The organism is Pseudogulbenkiania ferrooxidans 2002 (genome assembly GCF_000174355.1).
Lineage (GTDB): Bacteria > Pseudomonadota > Gammaproteobacteria > Burkholderiales > Chromobacteriaceae > Pseudogulbenkiania > Pseudogulbenkiania ferrooxidans.
The window spans coordinates 99,546-115,685 of the sequence record NZ_ACIS01000004.1 but is presented as its reverse complement, the minus strand read 5'-3'; the positions used below and the strand labels follow the sequence as shown (position 1 = coordinate 115,685).

Annotated in this window: 13 protein-coding genes; 5 read left to right on the top strand and 8 right to left on the bottom strand. The window is 62.6% G+C overall.

Annotation, left to right across the window (positions count from 1 at the left end; translation table 11 throughout):
• Nucleotides 1-10 precede the first annotated feature (10 nt).
• Nucleotides 11-628 (bottom strand): DNA-3-methyladenine glycosylase family protein, encoded by a 618-nt coding sequence (locus tag FURADRAFT_RS07875; RefSeq protein ID WP_008953602.1) that lies wholly within the window; start codon nt 626-628, stop codon nt 11-13.
• Nucleotides 625-1,971 (bottom strand): metalloprotease PmbA, encoded by a 1,347-nt coding sequence (gene pmbA / locus FURADRAFT_RS07870; protein ID WP_008953601.1) that lies wholly within the window; start codon nt 1,969-1,971, stop codon nt 625-627. Before pmbA ends, FURADRAFT_RS07875 begins: the two co-directional genes overlap by 4 nt.
• 97 nt (nt 1,972-2,068) lie before the next feature.
• Between pmbA and yjgA the strand changes: the two genes are divergently transcribed.
• The 5 genes from yjgA to FURADRAFT_RS07845 all read left to right on the top strand — a co-directional run bounded on the left by yjgA (nt 2,069) and on the right by FURADRAFT_RS07845 (nt 6,729).
• Nucleotides 2,069-2,614: a ribosome biogenesis factor YjgA gene (gene yjgA / locus FURADRAFT_RS07865; RefSeq protein WP_008953600.1), complete on the top strand. Its 546-nt coding sequence runs from the start codon at nt 2,069-2,071 to the stop codon at nt 2,612-2,614.
• Nucleotides 2,611-3,192 (top strand): molybdopterin adenylyltransferase, encoded by a 582-nt coding sequence (mog, locus tag FURADRAFT_RS07860; protein ID WP_008953599.1) that lies wholly within the window; start codon nt 2,611-2,613, stop codon nt 3,190-3,192. Before yjgA ends, mog begins: the two co-directional genes overlap by 4 nt.
• Nucleotides 3,192-4,154 carry a YheT family hydrolase gene (locus FURADRAFT_RS07855; RefSeq protein WP_008953598.1) on the top strand — a complete coding sequence of 321 codons (963 nt, stop codon included), beginning with the start codon at nt 3,192-3,194 and terminating at the stop codon, nt 4,152-4,154. Before mog ends, FURADRAFT_RS07855 begins: the two co-directional genes overlap by 1 nt.
• A 19-nt stretch (nt 4,155-4,173) precedes the next feature.
• Nucleotides 4,174-4,968 (top strand): indole-3-glycerol phosphate synthase TrpC, encoded by a 795-nt coding sequence (gene trpC, locus FURADRAFT_RS07850; protein ID WP_008953597.1) that lies wholly within the window; start codon nt 4,174-4,176, stop codon nt 4,966-4,968.
• 243 nt (nt 4,969-5,211) lie between these two features.
• Complete coding sequence (locus tag FURADRAFT_RS07845; protein WP_008953596.1) at nt 5,212-6,729, top strand: hypothetical protein; 1,518 nt, start codon at nt 5,212-5,214, stop codon at nt 6,727-6,729.
• Nucleotides 6,730-6,793: 64 nt separating this feature from the next.
• Here FURADRAFT_RS07845 and FURADRAFT_RS07840 read toward each other — a convergent pair whose 3' ends face one another.
• The 6 genes from FURADRAFT_RS07840 to FURADRAFT_RS07815 all read right to left on the bottom strand — a co-directional run bounded on the left by FURADRAFT_RS07840 (nt 6,794) and on the right by FURADRAFT_RS07815 (nt 16,028).
• A complete protein-coding gene (locus tag FURADRAFT_RS07840; RefSeq protein ID WP_008953595.1) occupies nt 6,794-7,996 on the bottom strand; it encodes an acetyl-CoA C-acyltransferase in 1,203 nt (400 codons plus the stop codon).
• Between the two features lie 197 nt (nt 7,997-8,193).
• Nucleotides 8,194-10,569, bottom strand: a complete 2,376-nt coding sequence (locus FURADRAFT_RS07835) for a 3-hydroxyacyl-CoA dehydrogenase/enoyl-CoA hydratase family protein (protein ID WP_008953594.1) — start codon at nt 10,567-10,569, stop codon at nt 8,194-8,196.
• 115 nt (nt 10,570-10,684) lie between these two features.
• Nucleotides 10,685-12,145: an OmpP1/FadL family transporter gene (locus FURADRAFT_RS07830; RefSeq protein ID WP_008953593.1), complete on the bottom strand. Its 1,461-nt coding sequence runs from the start codon at nt 12,143-12,145 to the stop codon at nt 10,685-10,687.
• Nucleotides 12,146-12,340: 195 nt separating this feature from the next.
• On the bottom strand, nt 12,341-12,721 hold the full coding sequence (locus FURADRAFT_RS07825; RefSeq protein ID WP_008953592.1) for an acyl-CoA thioesterase: 381 nt from the start codon (nt 12,719-12,721) through the stop codon (nt 12,341-12,343).
• 101 nt (nt 12,722-12,822) lie between these two features.
• On the bottom strand, nt 12,823-15,276 hold the full coding sequence (locus FURADRAFT_RS07820; protein ID WP_008953591.1) for an acyl-CoA dehydrogenase: 2,454 nt from the start codon (nt 15,274-15,276) through the stop codon (nt 12,823-12,825).
• 116 nt (nt 15,277-15,392) lie between these two features.
• On the bottom strand, nt 15,393-16,028 hold the full coding sequence (locus FURADRAFT_RS07815; protein WP_014087665.1) for a TetR/AcrR family transcriptional regulator: 636 nt from the start codon (nt 16,026-16,028) through the stop codon (nt 15,393-15,395).
• Nucleotides 16,029-16,140 lie beyond the last annotated feature (112 nt).

Here is a 16,140-nt window from a genome sequence, read left to right as displayed (position 1 = left end):
CCCGGAGTCGTCAATACACCACTTCCAGCGGCTCGACGTGACGCCACAAGTACCAGCTGGCCACGCTGCGCCATGGCCGCCAGCGCTCGCCCAGCTCGCGCAGAGCGGCGGGGGTTGGCCGAAGCCCGTCCAGATACAGCCCGGACACCGCACGCTGCAGGCCGATGTCGTCGATTGCCCAGACATCGGGCCGCGCCAGATGGAAGATCAGGAACATTTCCGCGGTCCAGCGGCCGATGCCGCGTACGGCAACCAGCTCCCGGATGATGTCCTCGTCGCCGAGCGCCGGGAACGACTGCGGGTCGATACGGCCATCGGCAAAATGCCGAGCCAGATCCTGCACGTAGTCGGCCTTGCGCGCCGACAGGCCTGCTTGTCGCAGGGCATCGACCGACGCGGCCAGGATGCTGTCCGGACTGTCGCAGCGGACCATTGCCGACAGCCGGCTCCAGATGGCGTCGGCGGCCTTCAGCGAAATCTGCTGGCCGACAATGGCCCGCAGCAGGGTTTCGAAGGGTTGTCCGCGCGTCACCAGCCGTGAGCCGGGAAAGCATGCGATCAGCCCGGCCATGACCGGATCGGCTTCGGCCAACCCTTCGCAAGCGGCCTGCCACTCGGCCGGCGTCATGCCCCCTGGCCTGCCACCATCATCGACTCGATCAGGATGGAGCCCACGTGTTTGGCCCCGCGCACCAGCACGTCGTCGCCAATGCCCACCACCTGCCGGAGCATGTCGCGCAGATTGCCGGCGATGGTGATCTCCTCCACGGCATGGGCAATGACGCCGTTCTCCACCCAAAAGCCCGCGGCACCCCGCGAGTAATCGCCGGTCAGCGTATTCACGCCGTGGCCGAGCAATTCGGTGACCAGCAGCCCGGTTCCCATCTTGCTCAGCAAATCGTCGAAGCTGTCGCCAGTGGAATGCACGATGAGATTGTGCGGCCCGCCGGCATTACCGGTGGTTTCCATGCCGAGCTTGCGCGCCGAATAGCTGCTGAGCATGTAGCCCTTCAGTACGCCGTTGTCCACCAGCCGGCGGGCGCAGGTTTCCACTCCCTCGCTGTCGAAGGGGCTGCTGCCGAAGCCGCGCAGCAGGAAGGGATCTTCATCGATCACCACGCAAGGCGAACACACCGGTTTGCCGAGGCTGTCGAGCAGGAAGCTCGACTTGCGATAGAGCGCACCGCCACTGATGGCGGACACCAGATGGCCGATCAGTGACGCCGCCACCGGCGCCTCAAACAGCACCGGATACTGGCCCGTCGTGATACGGCGGGCATTGAGGCGGCGTACCGTGCGTTCGCCGGCGCGGGCGCCGACCTGCATCGCGCTCTCCAGATCCTCGCGGTGGCGAGCGGCACTGTACCAATAGTCGCGCTGCATCGACTCGCCTTCGCTCGCGACCACCGCCGCCGACAGGCTGTGGCGCGACGACGGGAAGCCTCCGACAAAGCCATGGCTGTTGGCATAGATGAACTGGCTTTGCTGGGTGGAGACCGTGGCGCCTTCCGAATTGCTGATGCGGCTATCCACGGCGCGCGCCGCCTGCTCGCACTCGCGCGCGAGTTCGATCGCCTCGGCCACCGGCAAGGCCCACGGATGGTACAGCGCCAGATCGGGGAAATCGGTGGCGAGCAAGGACGGCTCGGCCAGGCCGGCGCAATCGTCCGCGGCGGTGAAGCGGGCGATGTTGACGGCAGCGCCGACCGTATCGGCCAGGGCCGTTGCGGTGAAATCGGAGGTGCTGGCGTGGCCCTTTTTCTGGCCGAAATACACCGTGACATCGACACCCTTGTCCTGGTTGTATTCGATGGTTTCCACCTCACCGAGGCGGACGCTCACCGATTGCCCCGTGCCTTCGGAAATGTCCACCTCGCAGGCGGTTGCGCCCTGCTGGCGCGCCAGTTCCAGCACCTGTGCGGCAAGGCTTTCGAGGTGACTGCGGGTATAGCTGAAAGTGGTATCAGACATAGACTCTTTCACTGTTATCGGACGGCCGGATCAAGAACCGCCGGTCTAGGCTTTTCCGGTATCATACCAGCCTTGAAATATGAAGAGCTCGACAACGATGACCGATTACTTGAACGATAGTGCGGATCAGGAATTCAGCAAAACCCGCCGCAAGAAAGAAATGATCGCCCTGCAAGAACTGGGGGAGGAACTGCTGCAACTTTCGAACGACCGGCTGAAGCAAATGAGTCTGCCGGAAAACCTGCTGGAAGCCCTCCGTGAATACAAGCGCATTCCTTCGCACGGTGCCCGTAATCGCCAGGAGCAGTATATCGGCAAACTGATGCGCGACATCGACCCCGAACCGATCCGCCAGCAACTGGCGGTGATTCGCGGCGAATCGGCCGAACATACCGGCTGGCTGCACCTCCTGGAGCGCTGGCGCGAGCGCCTGATGAGCGATGACAAGATGCTCGCCAGCTTTATTGCGGACTATCCTGAAAGTGACGCCCAGTACTTGCGCACGCTGATTCGCAACGCCCGCAAGGAACAACAGGACAACAAGCCGCCGAAATCCTTCCGGCTGCTGTTCCAGGCGCTCAAGGAAATCATCCCGGAACCGGGCAAGCCGACCGGGCAGCAAACCGAGGAACACGAAGAATGACACTGAAAATCGGTCTGGTTTCCATCTCCGACCGCGCCAGCCAGGGCGTGTACGAGGACAAGGGGATTCCGGCACTGCAGGAGTGGTTCGCCAGCGCCCTGAGCAGCCCGTTCACTACGCTGACCCGGCTGATTCCGGATGAGCAGCCGGTGATTGAAGCCACGCTGCGCGCACTGGTCGACGACGAAGACTGCCAGCTGGTCCTGACTACTGGCGGCACCGGCCCGGCACTGCGCGACGTCACGCCCGAAGCGACCCTGGCGGTGGCGGACCGCGTGATGCCCGGCTTTGGCGAACAGATGCGCCAGATCAGCCTGAAATTTGTGCCGACCGCCATCCTATCGCGCCAGGTGGGGGTGATCCGCAAGCAGTCGCTGATCCTCAACCTGCCGGGCCAGCCCAAGGCCATCAAGGAGACGCTCGAGGGCCTGCGGGACAGCGAAGGTAGCGTCATCGTACCGGGCATTTTCGCAGCCGTACCCTACTGCCTCGACCTGATTGGTGGCCCCTACGTAGAGACGCAGGAGGCGGTGGTCAAGGCTTTCCGACCCAAATCCGCGCAGAAACCGGTGCCGTAATGCACTACCAGGCCCCCCTCTGGCTCAAGGGTGGCCACGCCCAGACGGTGTGGCCGGCCCTGTTCATCCATCTGCCGCGCCCGCCGTACCGGCGCGAAGTATGGAGCACGCCGGATGGGGGCGAGATCGCCGTCGACTGCATCGACGGTGATGGCGGCGCCCCTTTGGTGGTGCTGTTCCATGGACTGGAGGGCGACAGCGACAGCCATTACGCGAAGGCGCTGATGCTGGAGGTGCAGGCACGCGGGTGGCATGGCGCCGTGCCGCACTTCCGTGGCTGCGGCGGCATCAGCAACACCCTGCGCCGCGCCTACCACGCCGGCGATTCGGCCGAGATCGGCTGGATCCTGCAAAGGTTGGCCGAAAGCCACGCCGTGGTGCTCACCGCCGGTGTCTCGATCGGCGGCAACATGCTGCTGAAGTACCTGGGCGAGCATGGCCGCCGCGCCCTACCACTCGCCGCCGCCGCCATCTCGGTTCCGGTGGACCTCGCCGCCGCCAGCGCACAGCTCGACCACGGCCTCGGCAAGGTGATCTACACCCGCATGTTCATGGCCACCCTCAAACCCAAGGCGCGCGAGCAACTTGCCCTCCACCCCGGCCTCTTCGACGCCTACAAGCTGGACCGCGCCAAGACCTTCCGCGAATTCGACAACCTTGTCACGGCACCAATACATGGGTACCGTGATGCCTTTGATTACTGGGACCGCGCCAGCAGCAAGCCCTTCCTGAGCCGGATCGAAACCCCGACCCTGGTGCTGAACGCCAAGAACGACCCCTTCCTTCCTCCCAGCGCCCTGCCCCTGCCGCAGGACACCAGCCGCTGGGTGACGCTGGAACAGCCGGAAGAAGGGGGGCACGTCGGCTTTCCCACCGGGCGCTTCCCCGGCCAGCTCGACTGGCTGCCCAAGCGCCTGCTGGCCTACTTCGACCAACAGCTCGCCGCCGGTCCCACGCCCTAACCGAGAGATTGCCATCACGATGTCCGACATCCTGAAGACCATCATAGCCACCAAGCACATCGAAGTGGCCGACTGCCTGAAAACCCGTCCCCTTGCGGACGTCCGCGCCGACGCCGAAGCACGCCGGGACGATCGCCGCGACTTTGTGGCCGCGATTCGCGCCAAGCATGCGGCCGGACAGGCTGCCGTCATCGCCGAAGCCAAAAAGGCCAGCCCGAGCAAGGGCGTGATCCGTGCCGACTTCGACCCCGCCGCCATCGCCAGAAGCTACGCCGATCACGGTGCGGCCTGCCTGTCGGTGCTGACCGACCGCCAATACTTCCAGGGCAGCGCCGCGTATCTACAGGCAGCCCGTGCCGCCTGCGCCCTGCCGGTGCTGCGCAAGGATTTCATGGTTGGCGAGTACCAGATTTACGAAGCGCGCGCGATGGGCGCCGACTGCATCCTGCTGATCGCCGCGGCGCTGTCGCTGTCCGAGATGCGAGCCTTTGAAGCGCTGGCACTGGAACTGGGCATGGCGGTGCTGGTGGAAGTGCACGACGAGGCCGAGCTGGAACTGGCGCTGCAACTCGCCACCCCGCTGATCGGCGTCAACAACCGCAACCTGCGCACCTTCGAGGTCAGCCTCGACAACACCCTGAAGCTGCTGCCACGTATCGGCGAAGACCGTATCGCGGTAACCGAGAGCGGCATCCGTAGCGCCGAAGACGTACGACTGATGCGCGACCACGGCGTGCATAGCTTCCTGGTCGGCGAGGCCTTCATGCGCGAGCCGGATCCAGGCCTAGCGCTGGAGCAGCTGTTCCGCGGTTGAAGCGCCCTGACCTCGGCCACCTTCGGCCAACGCGTTACCCTATGGGAGACCGTTGGCCGCCCCACCCCCGACGATGAAGGACGCCCTGACCTGTCACCCGGCCGTGCCGGCCCCCAGCGCCACGGCCGCTGTCCACAACGGTAGTTTTACCGCTACCATTGCTTGGAACAGCTTTCACGACAAATGCAAACTAGCGTAAACTTGCCACGCAGTGGCATTCAAATTTCATAAAGCGTCACCCTCATGTTCGATTTCAAATCTCTAGTCAGCTCCCTGCTGAGCAAAGACTCCCCGGAAAGCGACATCCTGCCTTCCGCTACAGTCCTTGTCAGAGATCTGCCGCAAACCGAATACTTCACTGCGACCGTCGAAATCATCAAGGCCGTTGCCAAGATCAGCGCCGACGTCAAGATGTCGCTGAAGGAGCGGGTGCGCACGCTGCTGTACATCGATGAAAAGGCCCACAGCATCCAGCGCCGCCTGCGTAACGATTATCTGGATCAGAAACCCGGCAGCAAGAACTACCTCCCGACTATCCTCGCCTACTGGCACGAGCTGGCCAATGCCTATCACATCTGCGTGCGCCTGGCCGAGAAATCCAACGGTTCCTCGCTCGACGACGAGCTGGCCCTGGCAACGCTGCGCGGCTTGAATTACCAGAAGCAGCTCGTCACCTGGAGCGCCATGCGCTACCTGAAGCCGGAGGCGACGGTGTGGCAGCAGGCCTACCGGTTCTACCAGTACGCGGAAGCGCATGACTTTTCCCGCACGCCGATGCGGCTGTTCGAGGACCACCCCTGGGAAGTCAGCTGCGAAACCGTATTGATACACGCCTGCATGATGCACCTGGCACAGACCGACAATATGCAGCAGACGGAAATCCTCGCGACCGACCGGCTGCTGAATATTCTGTGTCAGCCCTTGAAGCTCGATTTTCAGCCGCAGCCGAAGCGCACCGTCTTCCTCGTCAACCTGACCTTGCCGGAGCCTCCCCGCCGCATGCTGCGCGGCATGGCCGGCAAGGACTGCCGCTACTGGAATACCGAACAGGTGACCCAAAAGCTGGCCGACCTGATGTTCGATCTGGACCAGCGCCTGCCCTCCGCGCTGGCCAATTTCGGGCTGGGACTCACCCAGAAGGACTGGTCAACGATCTGCGAAAAACTGGCGGTGCGCTGGTCCGACGATGGCGGGAAATCTCACCGCAAGGCCGAGCGCTCGCCCAAGCTGGAATCGGCCACGGTCGACATCGGCTTCGAACGCATCGCCTACCTGACCAAGGTACAGGACGATGACCGCGCGGCCCCACCCGAGAATGACGATTGGCGCATTACCGATTACAGCGCCACCGGATTGGGCCTGACCTACCTTGGCAAGAGTGTCGACGAGCTGGCACTGGGCCGACTGATCCGGGTCTGCTCGCTGTCGCATTCGGACGCCCTGGGCATCATTCGCCGCCTGTCCCGCCACAAGAACGGCACCCTGGTCGGTGTGGAAATCCTCGGCACCCAGCCCGCCGGCATCACCCTGATCGAGCCCGACAGCCCGGACAGCACCCCGGCCAGCGCGCTCTACATCACCCAGCTGAATTCCACCAAGAGCCAGCGCTGGTTCCTGATTCCCAAGGCACTCGCCGAACCTGGACGGGAACTGCATCTGGTCGCACAGGGCAAGACCTACAAGATACGGCTGAAATCCCCCAGCCAGGAGTTGCAGGAGTGCGCCCACATCGACTTCGACACGCTGGCCAAACTCGAATAGCCATCGCCTTCAATAAAAAAACGCCAGCCCCTTGTGCTGGCGTTTTCCTTTGCGGGCATGTGGCTCAGAACACTTCCAGGATACCCGCCGCGCCCATGCCGGTCCCGATGCACATCGTCACCATGCCGTAGCCTTTCAGCCCCTGGTCACGCATGCCATGAACCAGCGTCGCAGTCCGGATGGCACCGGTCGCCCCCAGGGGGTGGCCCAACGCGATGGCGCCGCCGTGCGGGTTGACACGCGCCGTATCCAGCTCGAGATCCCGGATGACCGCCAGCGCCTGGGCGGCGAACGCCTCGTTCAGCTCGATCCACTTGAGCTCCTCCTGCCCGATGCCAGCCTGGCGGCAAGCCGCCGGAATGGCTTCTTTCGGGCCGATCCCCATGATGGCCGGCGGCACGCCCTTGACCGCAAACGTCACGTAGCGGCCGAGCGGGGTGAGGTTGAATTCCTTCAGCACTTTTTCCGATACCAGGATCACCGCGCCGGCACCGTCGGACATCTGCGAGCTGTTGCCCGCCGTCACCGAGCCCTTGGCATCGAACACCGTTTTCAGCTTGGCCAGGCCTTCCGGCGAGGTATCGCGTCGCGGGCCTTCGTCGGTGTCCAGCACGCGGGTCTTGCTGATCACTTCGCCGGTTTCCAGGTTCGGCGTACGGTAGGTCACTTCCAGCGGGCTAATTTCGTTCTTGAACTTGCCGCCGTTAATCGCTGCGATGGCGCGGCGGTGAGACTCCACCGCAAAGGCATCCTGGTCCTCACGCGACACCTTCCACTGCTGCGCCACTTTCTCGGCGGTCAGCCCCATGCCGTAGGCGATGGCGTAGTTCTCGTCCTTGGCGAAAATGGCCGGGTTCAGCGACACCTTGTTGCCCATCATCGGCACCATCGACATCGACTCGGCACCGGCGGCGATCACCACGTCGGCCTCACCCATGCGGATACGGTCGGCCGCGATCTGCACCGCATTGATGCCGGACGAGCAGTAACGGTTGACGGTGATGCCGCCCACGGTGTCCGGCAGGCCGGCCAGCAGCACGCCGATGCGCGCCATGTTCAGACCCTGCTCGGCCTCCGGGAAGGCGCAGCCCACCACGCAGTCGGAAATCCGGTTCGGGTCCAGCATCGGCACCTGGGCCAGCGCGCCGGAGATGACGTGAGCCAGCATGTCGTCCGGGCGGACGTGGCGCATCATGCCGCGTGGCGCCTTGCCGACCGGGGTGCGCGTTACCGCGACGATGTAAGCTTCCTGTACTTGTTTAACCATGTTTGCAATTCTCCTGAGAGCAGACTGGACAAGCTCTCAACCTTGCCAGTCTGCCGGTATTCTGGCTGCCATCCGAGCTTGTGGAAGAATCCGTCGCGAGCGGGTCGAGGTCAAAGTGAGGAATAAAGCTGTACAAGTGGTACAGCGAGTACCGCAGCTTGGAGATCGGCACGCGCGGCAGGATTATTCCCAAGCGATCAGTTGCGCAGCGGCTTGCCGGTCGTGAGCATATTGGCGATGCGATCCTGGGTCTTGGAATTCTTCAAGAGCTGCATGAAGGCCTTGCGCTCGAGATCGAGAATCCACTGTTCGTCGACTTCGGTGCCGGCCTCGAGATCGCCGCCGGTCATCACGTCGGCAATCAGCGAAGCGATGGTAAAGTCGTGCTCGCTGATGAAGTGGCCCTCCAGCATGTTGACCAGTTGCCCCTTGATCGACGCCGCACCGCTCCGGCCGGCCACCGCAAAACGCTTGATCTTGAGCGGCGGACGGTAGCCCGCTTCGGCCAAGGCCAGCGCCTGCTGCTTGGCCACGTAGAGCAGTTCGTAGGCGTTGAACACCACGCAGTCGCTCTTGCGGAGGAAGCCGATCTCTTGCGCCTCGAGCGCGCTGGTCGCGACTTTGGCGGTGGCAATGGCCATGAAGTAATCCTTCAGCGCCGCCAGCACATCACCCCTGGCCTCCAGGGAGGCCCGCAGGGCAAACTCCTTGCAGCCGCCACCGCCCGGCAGCAGGCCGACGCCCACCTCGACCAGACCGATGTACGACTCCAGCGCGGCCACCACGCGGTCGCAGTGCATGACGAACTCGCAGCCGCCGCCGAACGCGTAGCCCTGGGTCGCGGCGATGGTCGGAATCTGGCTGTAGCGCAGGCGCATGGAAGTGGCCTGGAAGCGGTTGACGATGCCGTCGATGCTGTCCCAATCGCCCATCATGAATGCAGGCAGCATGGATTGCAGATCGGCCCCGGCCGAGAACGGCTCTTCGGTCTGCCAGAGCACCAGGCCCTTGAAACGGGCCTCGGCGGTATCGATGGCCTGGTTGAGCCCTTCCAGCACGTCCGGGCCGATGGTGTGCGCCTTGGTCTTGACCGACACCACCAGGATGTCGTCACCGGTCGTGAAGGCACGCACGCCATCGTTCTCGAACACCGTTTCTCCCAACGGTGCCGTTGCCTCACCCAGCAGCTTGGCTGGCGCCAGCTGACGCTGGTACACGTCCAGCGTCGAGCGGCCAATCAGCCGCGATCCGGCGGCATCGTACGAGCCTTGGGCAAAGTGCACGCCGGCGCGATCGGATTCCAGCACCCAGGCCGGAAGGTTGGCCGAAGCCAGCGCCTTGCCGGCTTTGACCTCCTCGTCGATCCACTGCGCCACCTGCTGCCAGCCGGCCGCCTGCCAGGTCTCGAATGGGCCGATACTCCAGCCGAAGCCCCAGCGAATGGCAAAGTCCACATCGCGCGCGCAGTTGGCGATGTCGCCCAAGTGGAAGCCGATGTAATGGAATACGTCGCGGAAGCAGGCCCACAGGAACTGCGCTTGCGGATGGCTGCTGGCACGCAGCTTGCGGAATTTCTCCGCCGGGTCGGCGATCTTGAGGATGTCTTTGACGGCATCGTCCCCCTTCTCGCCCGCCCCCACGTACTCGCCCTTGAGCGGGTCGAGCACGAACATCTTCTTGCCGTCTTTCTTGTAGATGCCGACCTTGGCCTTGGCGCCCAGCGCACCCGCAGCGATCAACTTCTGCAGCCATTCCGGCGCTTTGAACAAGGGGTGCCACGGGTCGTTGGGCAGGGTGTCCTGCATGGTCTTCACCACGTGGGCAAAGGTATCCAGACCGACCACGTCGGCGGTGCGGAACGTGGCCGATTTCGGACGTCCCAGGCGCGGGCCGGTCAGGTCGTCCACCACGTCGAAGCGGATGCCGAATTTCTCGGCGTTGGCGATGGTGGCCAGCATCGAGAACACGCCGATGCGGTTGGCGACGAAGTTCGGCGTATCCTTGGCCCGCACCACCCCCTTGCCCAGCGTGGTGACTAGGAAGCGCTCGAGATTGTCGAGCATGGCCGCGTCCGAGCCCAGGCACGGGATGATTTCGACCAAGTGCATGTAGCGCGGCGGGTTGAAGAAATGCACACCGCAGAAGCGCGCGCGCACTTCTTCTGGGCAACTTGCCGCCAGGGCATTGATCGACAAGCCGGAGGTGTTGGTGGCGAAGATGGTATGCGCCCCCAGATGCGGCGCTACCTTGCGGTACAGATCACCCTTCCAGTCCATGCGTTCGGCAATGGCTTCGATCACCAGATCGCAGTCTTTCAACAAGGACAGGTCGTCGTCGTAGTTGGCCGGCTGGATGTACTGCGCCAGTTCCACCGCGGCCAGCGGCGACGGCTTGAGCTTTTTCAACCCGTCGATGGCCTTGAGGGCGATGGCATTTTTGTCCCCCTCCTTGGCCGGCAGGTCGAACAGGACCGTCGGCACCTTGGCATTGACCAGGTGGGCGGCAATCTGCGCGCCCATGACGCCGGCGCCGAGCACGGCCACCTTGCGCACAATGAATTTGGTGTGAGACATGGGTTTCCTCGTTGGTTGAACACGGTCGTGAGGCAGGCCCCTCATACCTGCCTTGCCTTGATGCAGCCGGGGCAAGGCCCGGCTCTTGCTTTCACCCTTCTAACGCGTGGGGCGTTTAGAAGTGGTAGTTGTACTGCACACCGACGATCTGCAGGTTGGTCTTGTATTCGCCCTTGGTGGTTTCGCCGTTGCCGGTGCAGGACGCACCGCCAGCTGGATTGCAGCTGTCGGTATAGTTCATGTTGCCATCCTTGAAGTAGACGTAGCTGTACGCCAGGTCCACCGAGGACTGCTTGTTGAGTTTGTAGTTGGCGCCCACCGAGAACCAGTAGCGGTCGCTGTCCGGCAACGCCGGGTGACGCAGGTTGTCGTTCTTCACCGGGGACTGGTCGTAGGCGACGCCGGTGCGCAGCAGCAAGTTGTCACTGTAGTGATAGTTCATCCCTAGCGACAGCTTGTAGGTGTTCTTCCATTGCTGGTTGATCACCAGGTCACCCTGCGCTACACCATTGACAGTGCTCTGCTGGATACGGATCTCGTTCAGGCGCGAGTGGCGGGTCCAGGTGAGATCGCCCATCACGTCGATCTTGTCGTTCAGCTCGTGAAAGAAGTTGGCCGAAGCGGACTCGGGAGTGACTACTTTGACGGTGGAATTAGAGTCCGGGTGTTCCATGCCGGCCAACGTTGCAACAGACGTGGAGCCAGGGACAGGCAAACCGGTGAGGATGGCATTGGGCACCGCGCCCGTTACATTGGAGAAGTCCCAGTCCCATGTCCCCTTGAGGGTGTGGTTCACCTTGGAACGGTAGGCCAAACCGAAGCGAGTACGGTCATCCAGCTTGAACATATAACCAACGTTCCAGCCGAAACCCCAATCGTCCCCGTTGACCGTGCCGGTGCCGTCGCCACTGATGCCATAGCTCGCCAAGGCCCCCTGAACAATCGGACTCGTCGGCGACAGGCCCAGACGCTTGGCGGCCAACAAGGCGACCCCCGTCTTGGCGTCCGCCCCCTGCACCAGTTCGGCATCCATGTACTGCGCCGACACGCCGAAGCCGAGGGATTGGCGATCGTCCAGCTTGAAGGAAATGGACGGATTGATATTGATCGTTTTCATATCAATCTTTTCCAGGCTGTAGCGCCCGGCCCAATTGCTGCCGTAATCCAGCTTGGCGCCATACGGCACGAATATCCCCAGACCGATGTGCACCCGGTCGTTGAGCTGGTGGGTCAGATAAAACGACGGCGCCACCACCAAATCCGGCGCGTAGGTGCCGCCATTGCCGCTACCGGTCGATTGGCCAAGGTAGTTGGTGGAACCGTGATCGGTATAGGACGAGTCCGGAATGACGAAGGTCAGACCGCCGGCAAACTGGGTTCCGTCGAGCAAGGACATGCCCGCCGGGTTGTAGAACAATACCGAGGCATCCGCGGCTTCGGCGCTGTTGGCGTGAGATGTCCCCTGCGCCGAAACGCTTTGCGAGCCAAAGTGATAGCCCGAAGCCATGGCAGCAGGAACCGGCAGGCCGAACGTCAGTCCCACCATCACGGACAAGCTGAGACTCTTGAGTTTCATGTTATCCCTCTCCTTGTATCTTTTATTTGGCTAGACGCCTCGTGGCGATATGCACTCATGTGGTGCCTACGCCTCGTCGATACTATTGAGAGCCCCTTGGCTTGTCCAGAAATTTACGATCGTTTGTTCGAAACGAACGTTTGATTCAACATAATGGCAACAGTAGGCCTTTCCGTTAATGGATACGCTAAAAAGTCAGTCGGCTTTGGACAGCAGGCGCGACTTGCCGTTGCTATCGATGGCAACAAACGTGACGATCACTTCCGTCACCAGCACCTCTTCTCCCTGTAAGCGCTCGGCCAGCACGCAAATCTTGAACGTCAGCGATTTCTGTCCGACACGCAAGGTGTCCACGTACAGGCTGACGGTATCCCCGACCTGAATCGGGGCGGCAAACTGGAAGGCATTGACCGCAACCGTGGTCACCGGCCCTTTCGACAAGCGCTCGGCAACCATGCTGCCCGCCATGTCGATCTGCCCCATCAACCACCCGGCCTGAACCTGCCCGTAGGCGTTGGTACTGGATGGCAGGGCCCTGACGCGCAGGGTCGGGATGCGGGCTTGCGATGTATTCATAGGGTTGTACTCCAACACAGGGTCGCTCCGGGAAATGGCGCTTCGGAAGAAAGCCCGTTCCCGGACGAACCGGCCCCGCTAGCGGAACCGGTCCTGGATGATCAGAAAATCAGACGCTCGAGCAAGGCCTCGTCATGCTGGGTCAGCGAACTGTCGAAGTCGTCGACCATGATGACGTCCCGCTTGAGCTTGCGCGCGCGCGTGACCGCATCGAACTCGGCCTGGGTGACCAAGCCGGCATGCCGCGCTTCGGCCAACCTCTCGCGTGCCGTGATCGTGGCAAACCGGCCCTCGCGGGCCCACTTCCGCAGCCGTTGCTCGATAGGCTCGGTCTCGACGATTGCTTGCAACGCCGGGGCGAGCACCCCGACCGCATCGCGTTCGTCCTGCGGCACGTACATGCCATGCGTCAGCCGCGCGCGGGTTCCGCCCTCCTCCATCATGGCACGCGCCACCCGGGTGCCGATCTTGTCGCCAGCCGGCTTGAGCGTCAGCCCCCACGGGAAGATCACCCGGCGCAACACGAACGACAACGCCCGATTCGGCAGGTTGGCCAGGAAACCGTCCATCGCCTGCTGCAACTCGTAGATCGCGTTTTCCACCGCCCATTGCAGCACCGGCAAGTCCTCCTGCGGCGCCCCGTCACGCTCGAAGCGCTTCAGACAGGCCGAGGCGATATACAGGTTAGACAACATGTCGCCGAGTCGAGCCGACAGTTTCTCACGGAATTTGAGGGTGCCGCCAAGACTGAACATGGCCATGTCCGACAGCAGGGCGAAGGCCGTGGAGAAACGGGTCAGCTGCCGATAATAGCGTGCCGTCGCACCCGCTTTGGGGGACATCGCCAGGCGGCTGCCGGTCAAGCCCAGCCAGAAGGAACGCACCACGTTGCTGATGACGAAATTGACATGCCCGGTGATGGCCAGATCGAACTCCCGGCCATCCTCCTCCATGGCCGCGCGCATCTCGCGCAAGACGAACGGATGGCAGCGGATGGCGCCCTGGCCATAGATGATCATCGAGCGGGTCAGTATATTGGCCCCTTCCACCGTGATGGCGATCGGGATCGACTGGTAGACTTGCGCCAGATAATTGCGCGGCCCCAGCACCACGGCCTTGCCGCCATGCACATCCATTGCGTCGTTCAGGGTTTTACGCATGCGCTCGGTATTGTGGTACTTCAGCACCGCCGACAGTACCGAGGGCTTCTCACCCATATCCAGGCCGGTCAGCGCCAGGTCCTGCGACGCTTCCATCTGGTAGGTGTAGCCGGCGATGCGTGCCATCGCCTCGTCCACCCCTTCGAACTTGCCGATCGGCAGGCCAAATTGATCCCGAATACGGGCGTAGGCACCGGTGACGTAGGTGGCGAACTTGCCCGAGGCGACCGACATGGCCGGCAGGGAGATGCACCGCCCTACCGACAAACACTCCACCAGCATGCGCCAGCCTTGGCCCGCGTAGTCTCGGCCACCAATGACCCACTCCAGTGGAATGAACACGTCCTTGCCCCAGGTCGGCCCGTTCATGAAGGCGGTGCCGCCCGGCCAATGGCGGCGTCCGATCATCACCCCGTGGTGCGTCGTCGGCACCAGGGCGCAGGTGATGCCGATCTCAACCTTGTCGCCCAACAGCCGGTCCGGATCGTACAGCTTGAAGGCCAGGCCGAGGATGGTCGCCACCGGCGCCAGCGTGATCCAACGCTTCTCCCAGCTCACACGGATGCCCAGCACGTTGTCGTGAAGCTCGCCGCTACGCGGGTCGGTATAAGAACCTCGGCACACCACGCCGTAGTCCGGAATACTGCCGGCGTCGGAGCCGGCATGCGGGCTGGTCAGGGCAAAGCACGGAATCTCCAGCCCCTGGGCCAGACGCGGCAGGTAGTAGTCTTTTTGCTCTGCGGTGCCGTAATGCTGCAGCAACTCCCCTGGCCCCAGCGAGTTGGGCACCATCACCGTGACTGCCGCCGTACCGCCGCGAGTGGCGATCTTGGTCACCACCTTGGCGTGGGCGTAATTGGAGAATTCAAGCCCGCCGTACTGCTTCTTGATGATCATGCCCAGGAAGCCGTTGTCCTTGATGAACTGCCACACCGCCGGAGGCAGATCCTTGAGCTCGTGGGTGACCTGCCAGTCGTCGACCATGCGGCACAGCGCCTCGGTCGGCCCATCGAGAAATGCCTGTTCCTCGGGTGTCAGCCGGGGCTCCGGATAAGACAACAGCCGTTGCCAGTCCGGCTTGCCGGAGAACAGGTCGCGATCCCACCACACCGTGCCGGCATTGATCGCTTCCTGCTCGGTCTGCGACATTGCCGGGGTAATCTTCTTGAAAAGCCGGAATAGCGGCCCGGTGAGTAAGGCCCGCCGCAACGGCACGCCATTGAGTACCAGCGCCAGGGTGACAAACACGCCCCAGAGCGCGGCGGGAACCGGGACGTAGAGAGCGAACTGAGAGACCAGCAGCCAGCCGGCCAGAGCGATGGTCCAGGCCAGAACCGGAGCGCGAAAATACGCCAGCCCCCCGACCAGCGCGACAACAAGGACGGCAGATATCATTATGGTGTTACCTCGTGTTGACCCATCCGACCCAGCCCCGCGTCCAAGCCCCTCACGGCCTGCCTTAGTGCGGTTTACCGTCACCCCGGCGGCTAAAAACGGAACTGGATCGCCCCTCAGGCAGGCGAAGTCAACCCGGCAACGACAAAGGGCACCAGATGCTTGACGATCATGTCCGGGTCCCGGGCAGAAACGACCTGGCTGCGCACGAAAATCTTCAGTACATCGTTACCGGCAAAGGCATTGAACATGACGCTGAAGGCAAAGTGCATCCTCCAGGCCAGTTCCTCCGTCCCCAGTTCCGGCAGCGCCTTCTGGAAAGCCACCGAGTAACGCTGGACAAACACACTGTATTGCTGGGAGATGACTTCACGCAGCTGACGGTGGTTTTCCACCAGGGTACGCGATAGCAGGCGGACAAACAGCGCCCCGCCGCGGGACGGGTCCTTGGACAAGGCAAGACAGGGTCGAATGAATGTCTTGACCAGGTCTTCGACTTCCAGCTTCCCGCCCTGCTGCTCCAGCTCGTCCAGTTCAGCCAGGCAACCCGAAATCAGCGGGGCAAGCCGGCGCATGAACACGGATTCGAACAGAGCATCCTTGGAACCGAAATGGTAGTTCACCGCGGCCAGATTGACTTCGGCCTGCTGCGTGATCATGCGAAGCGAGGTGGCCTCGAAACCGTGCTCGACGAACAGGCGCTCGGCGACATCCTGAATGCGCGTTGCGGTATCGGGTTTGCTCGCTTCCATGATCTCTGGTGCTTTCTTTGTTTTTACGGATTGACTTGCATTGCCCATAATAGCTCTCGAACAAGCGTTTCAAACTTAAGTTTCAAATCGATTAGTGTCAAGAAAATCATCG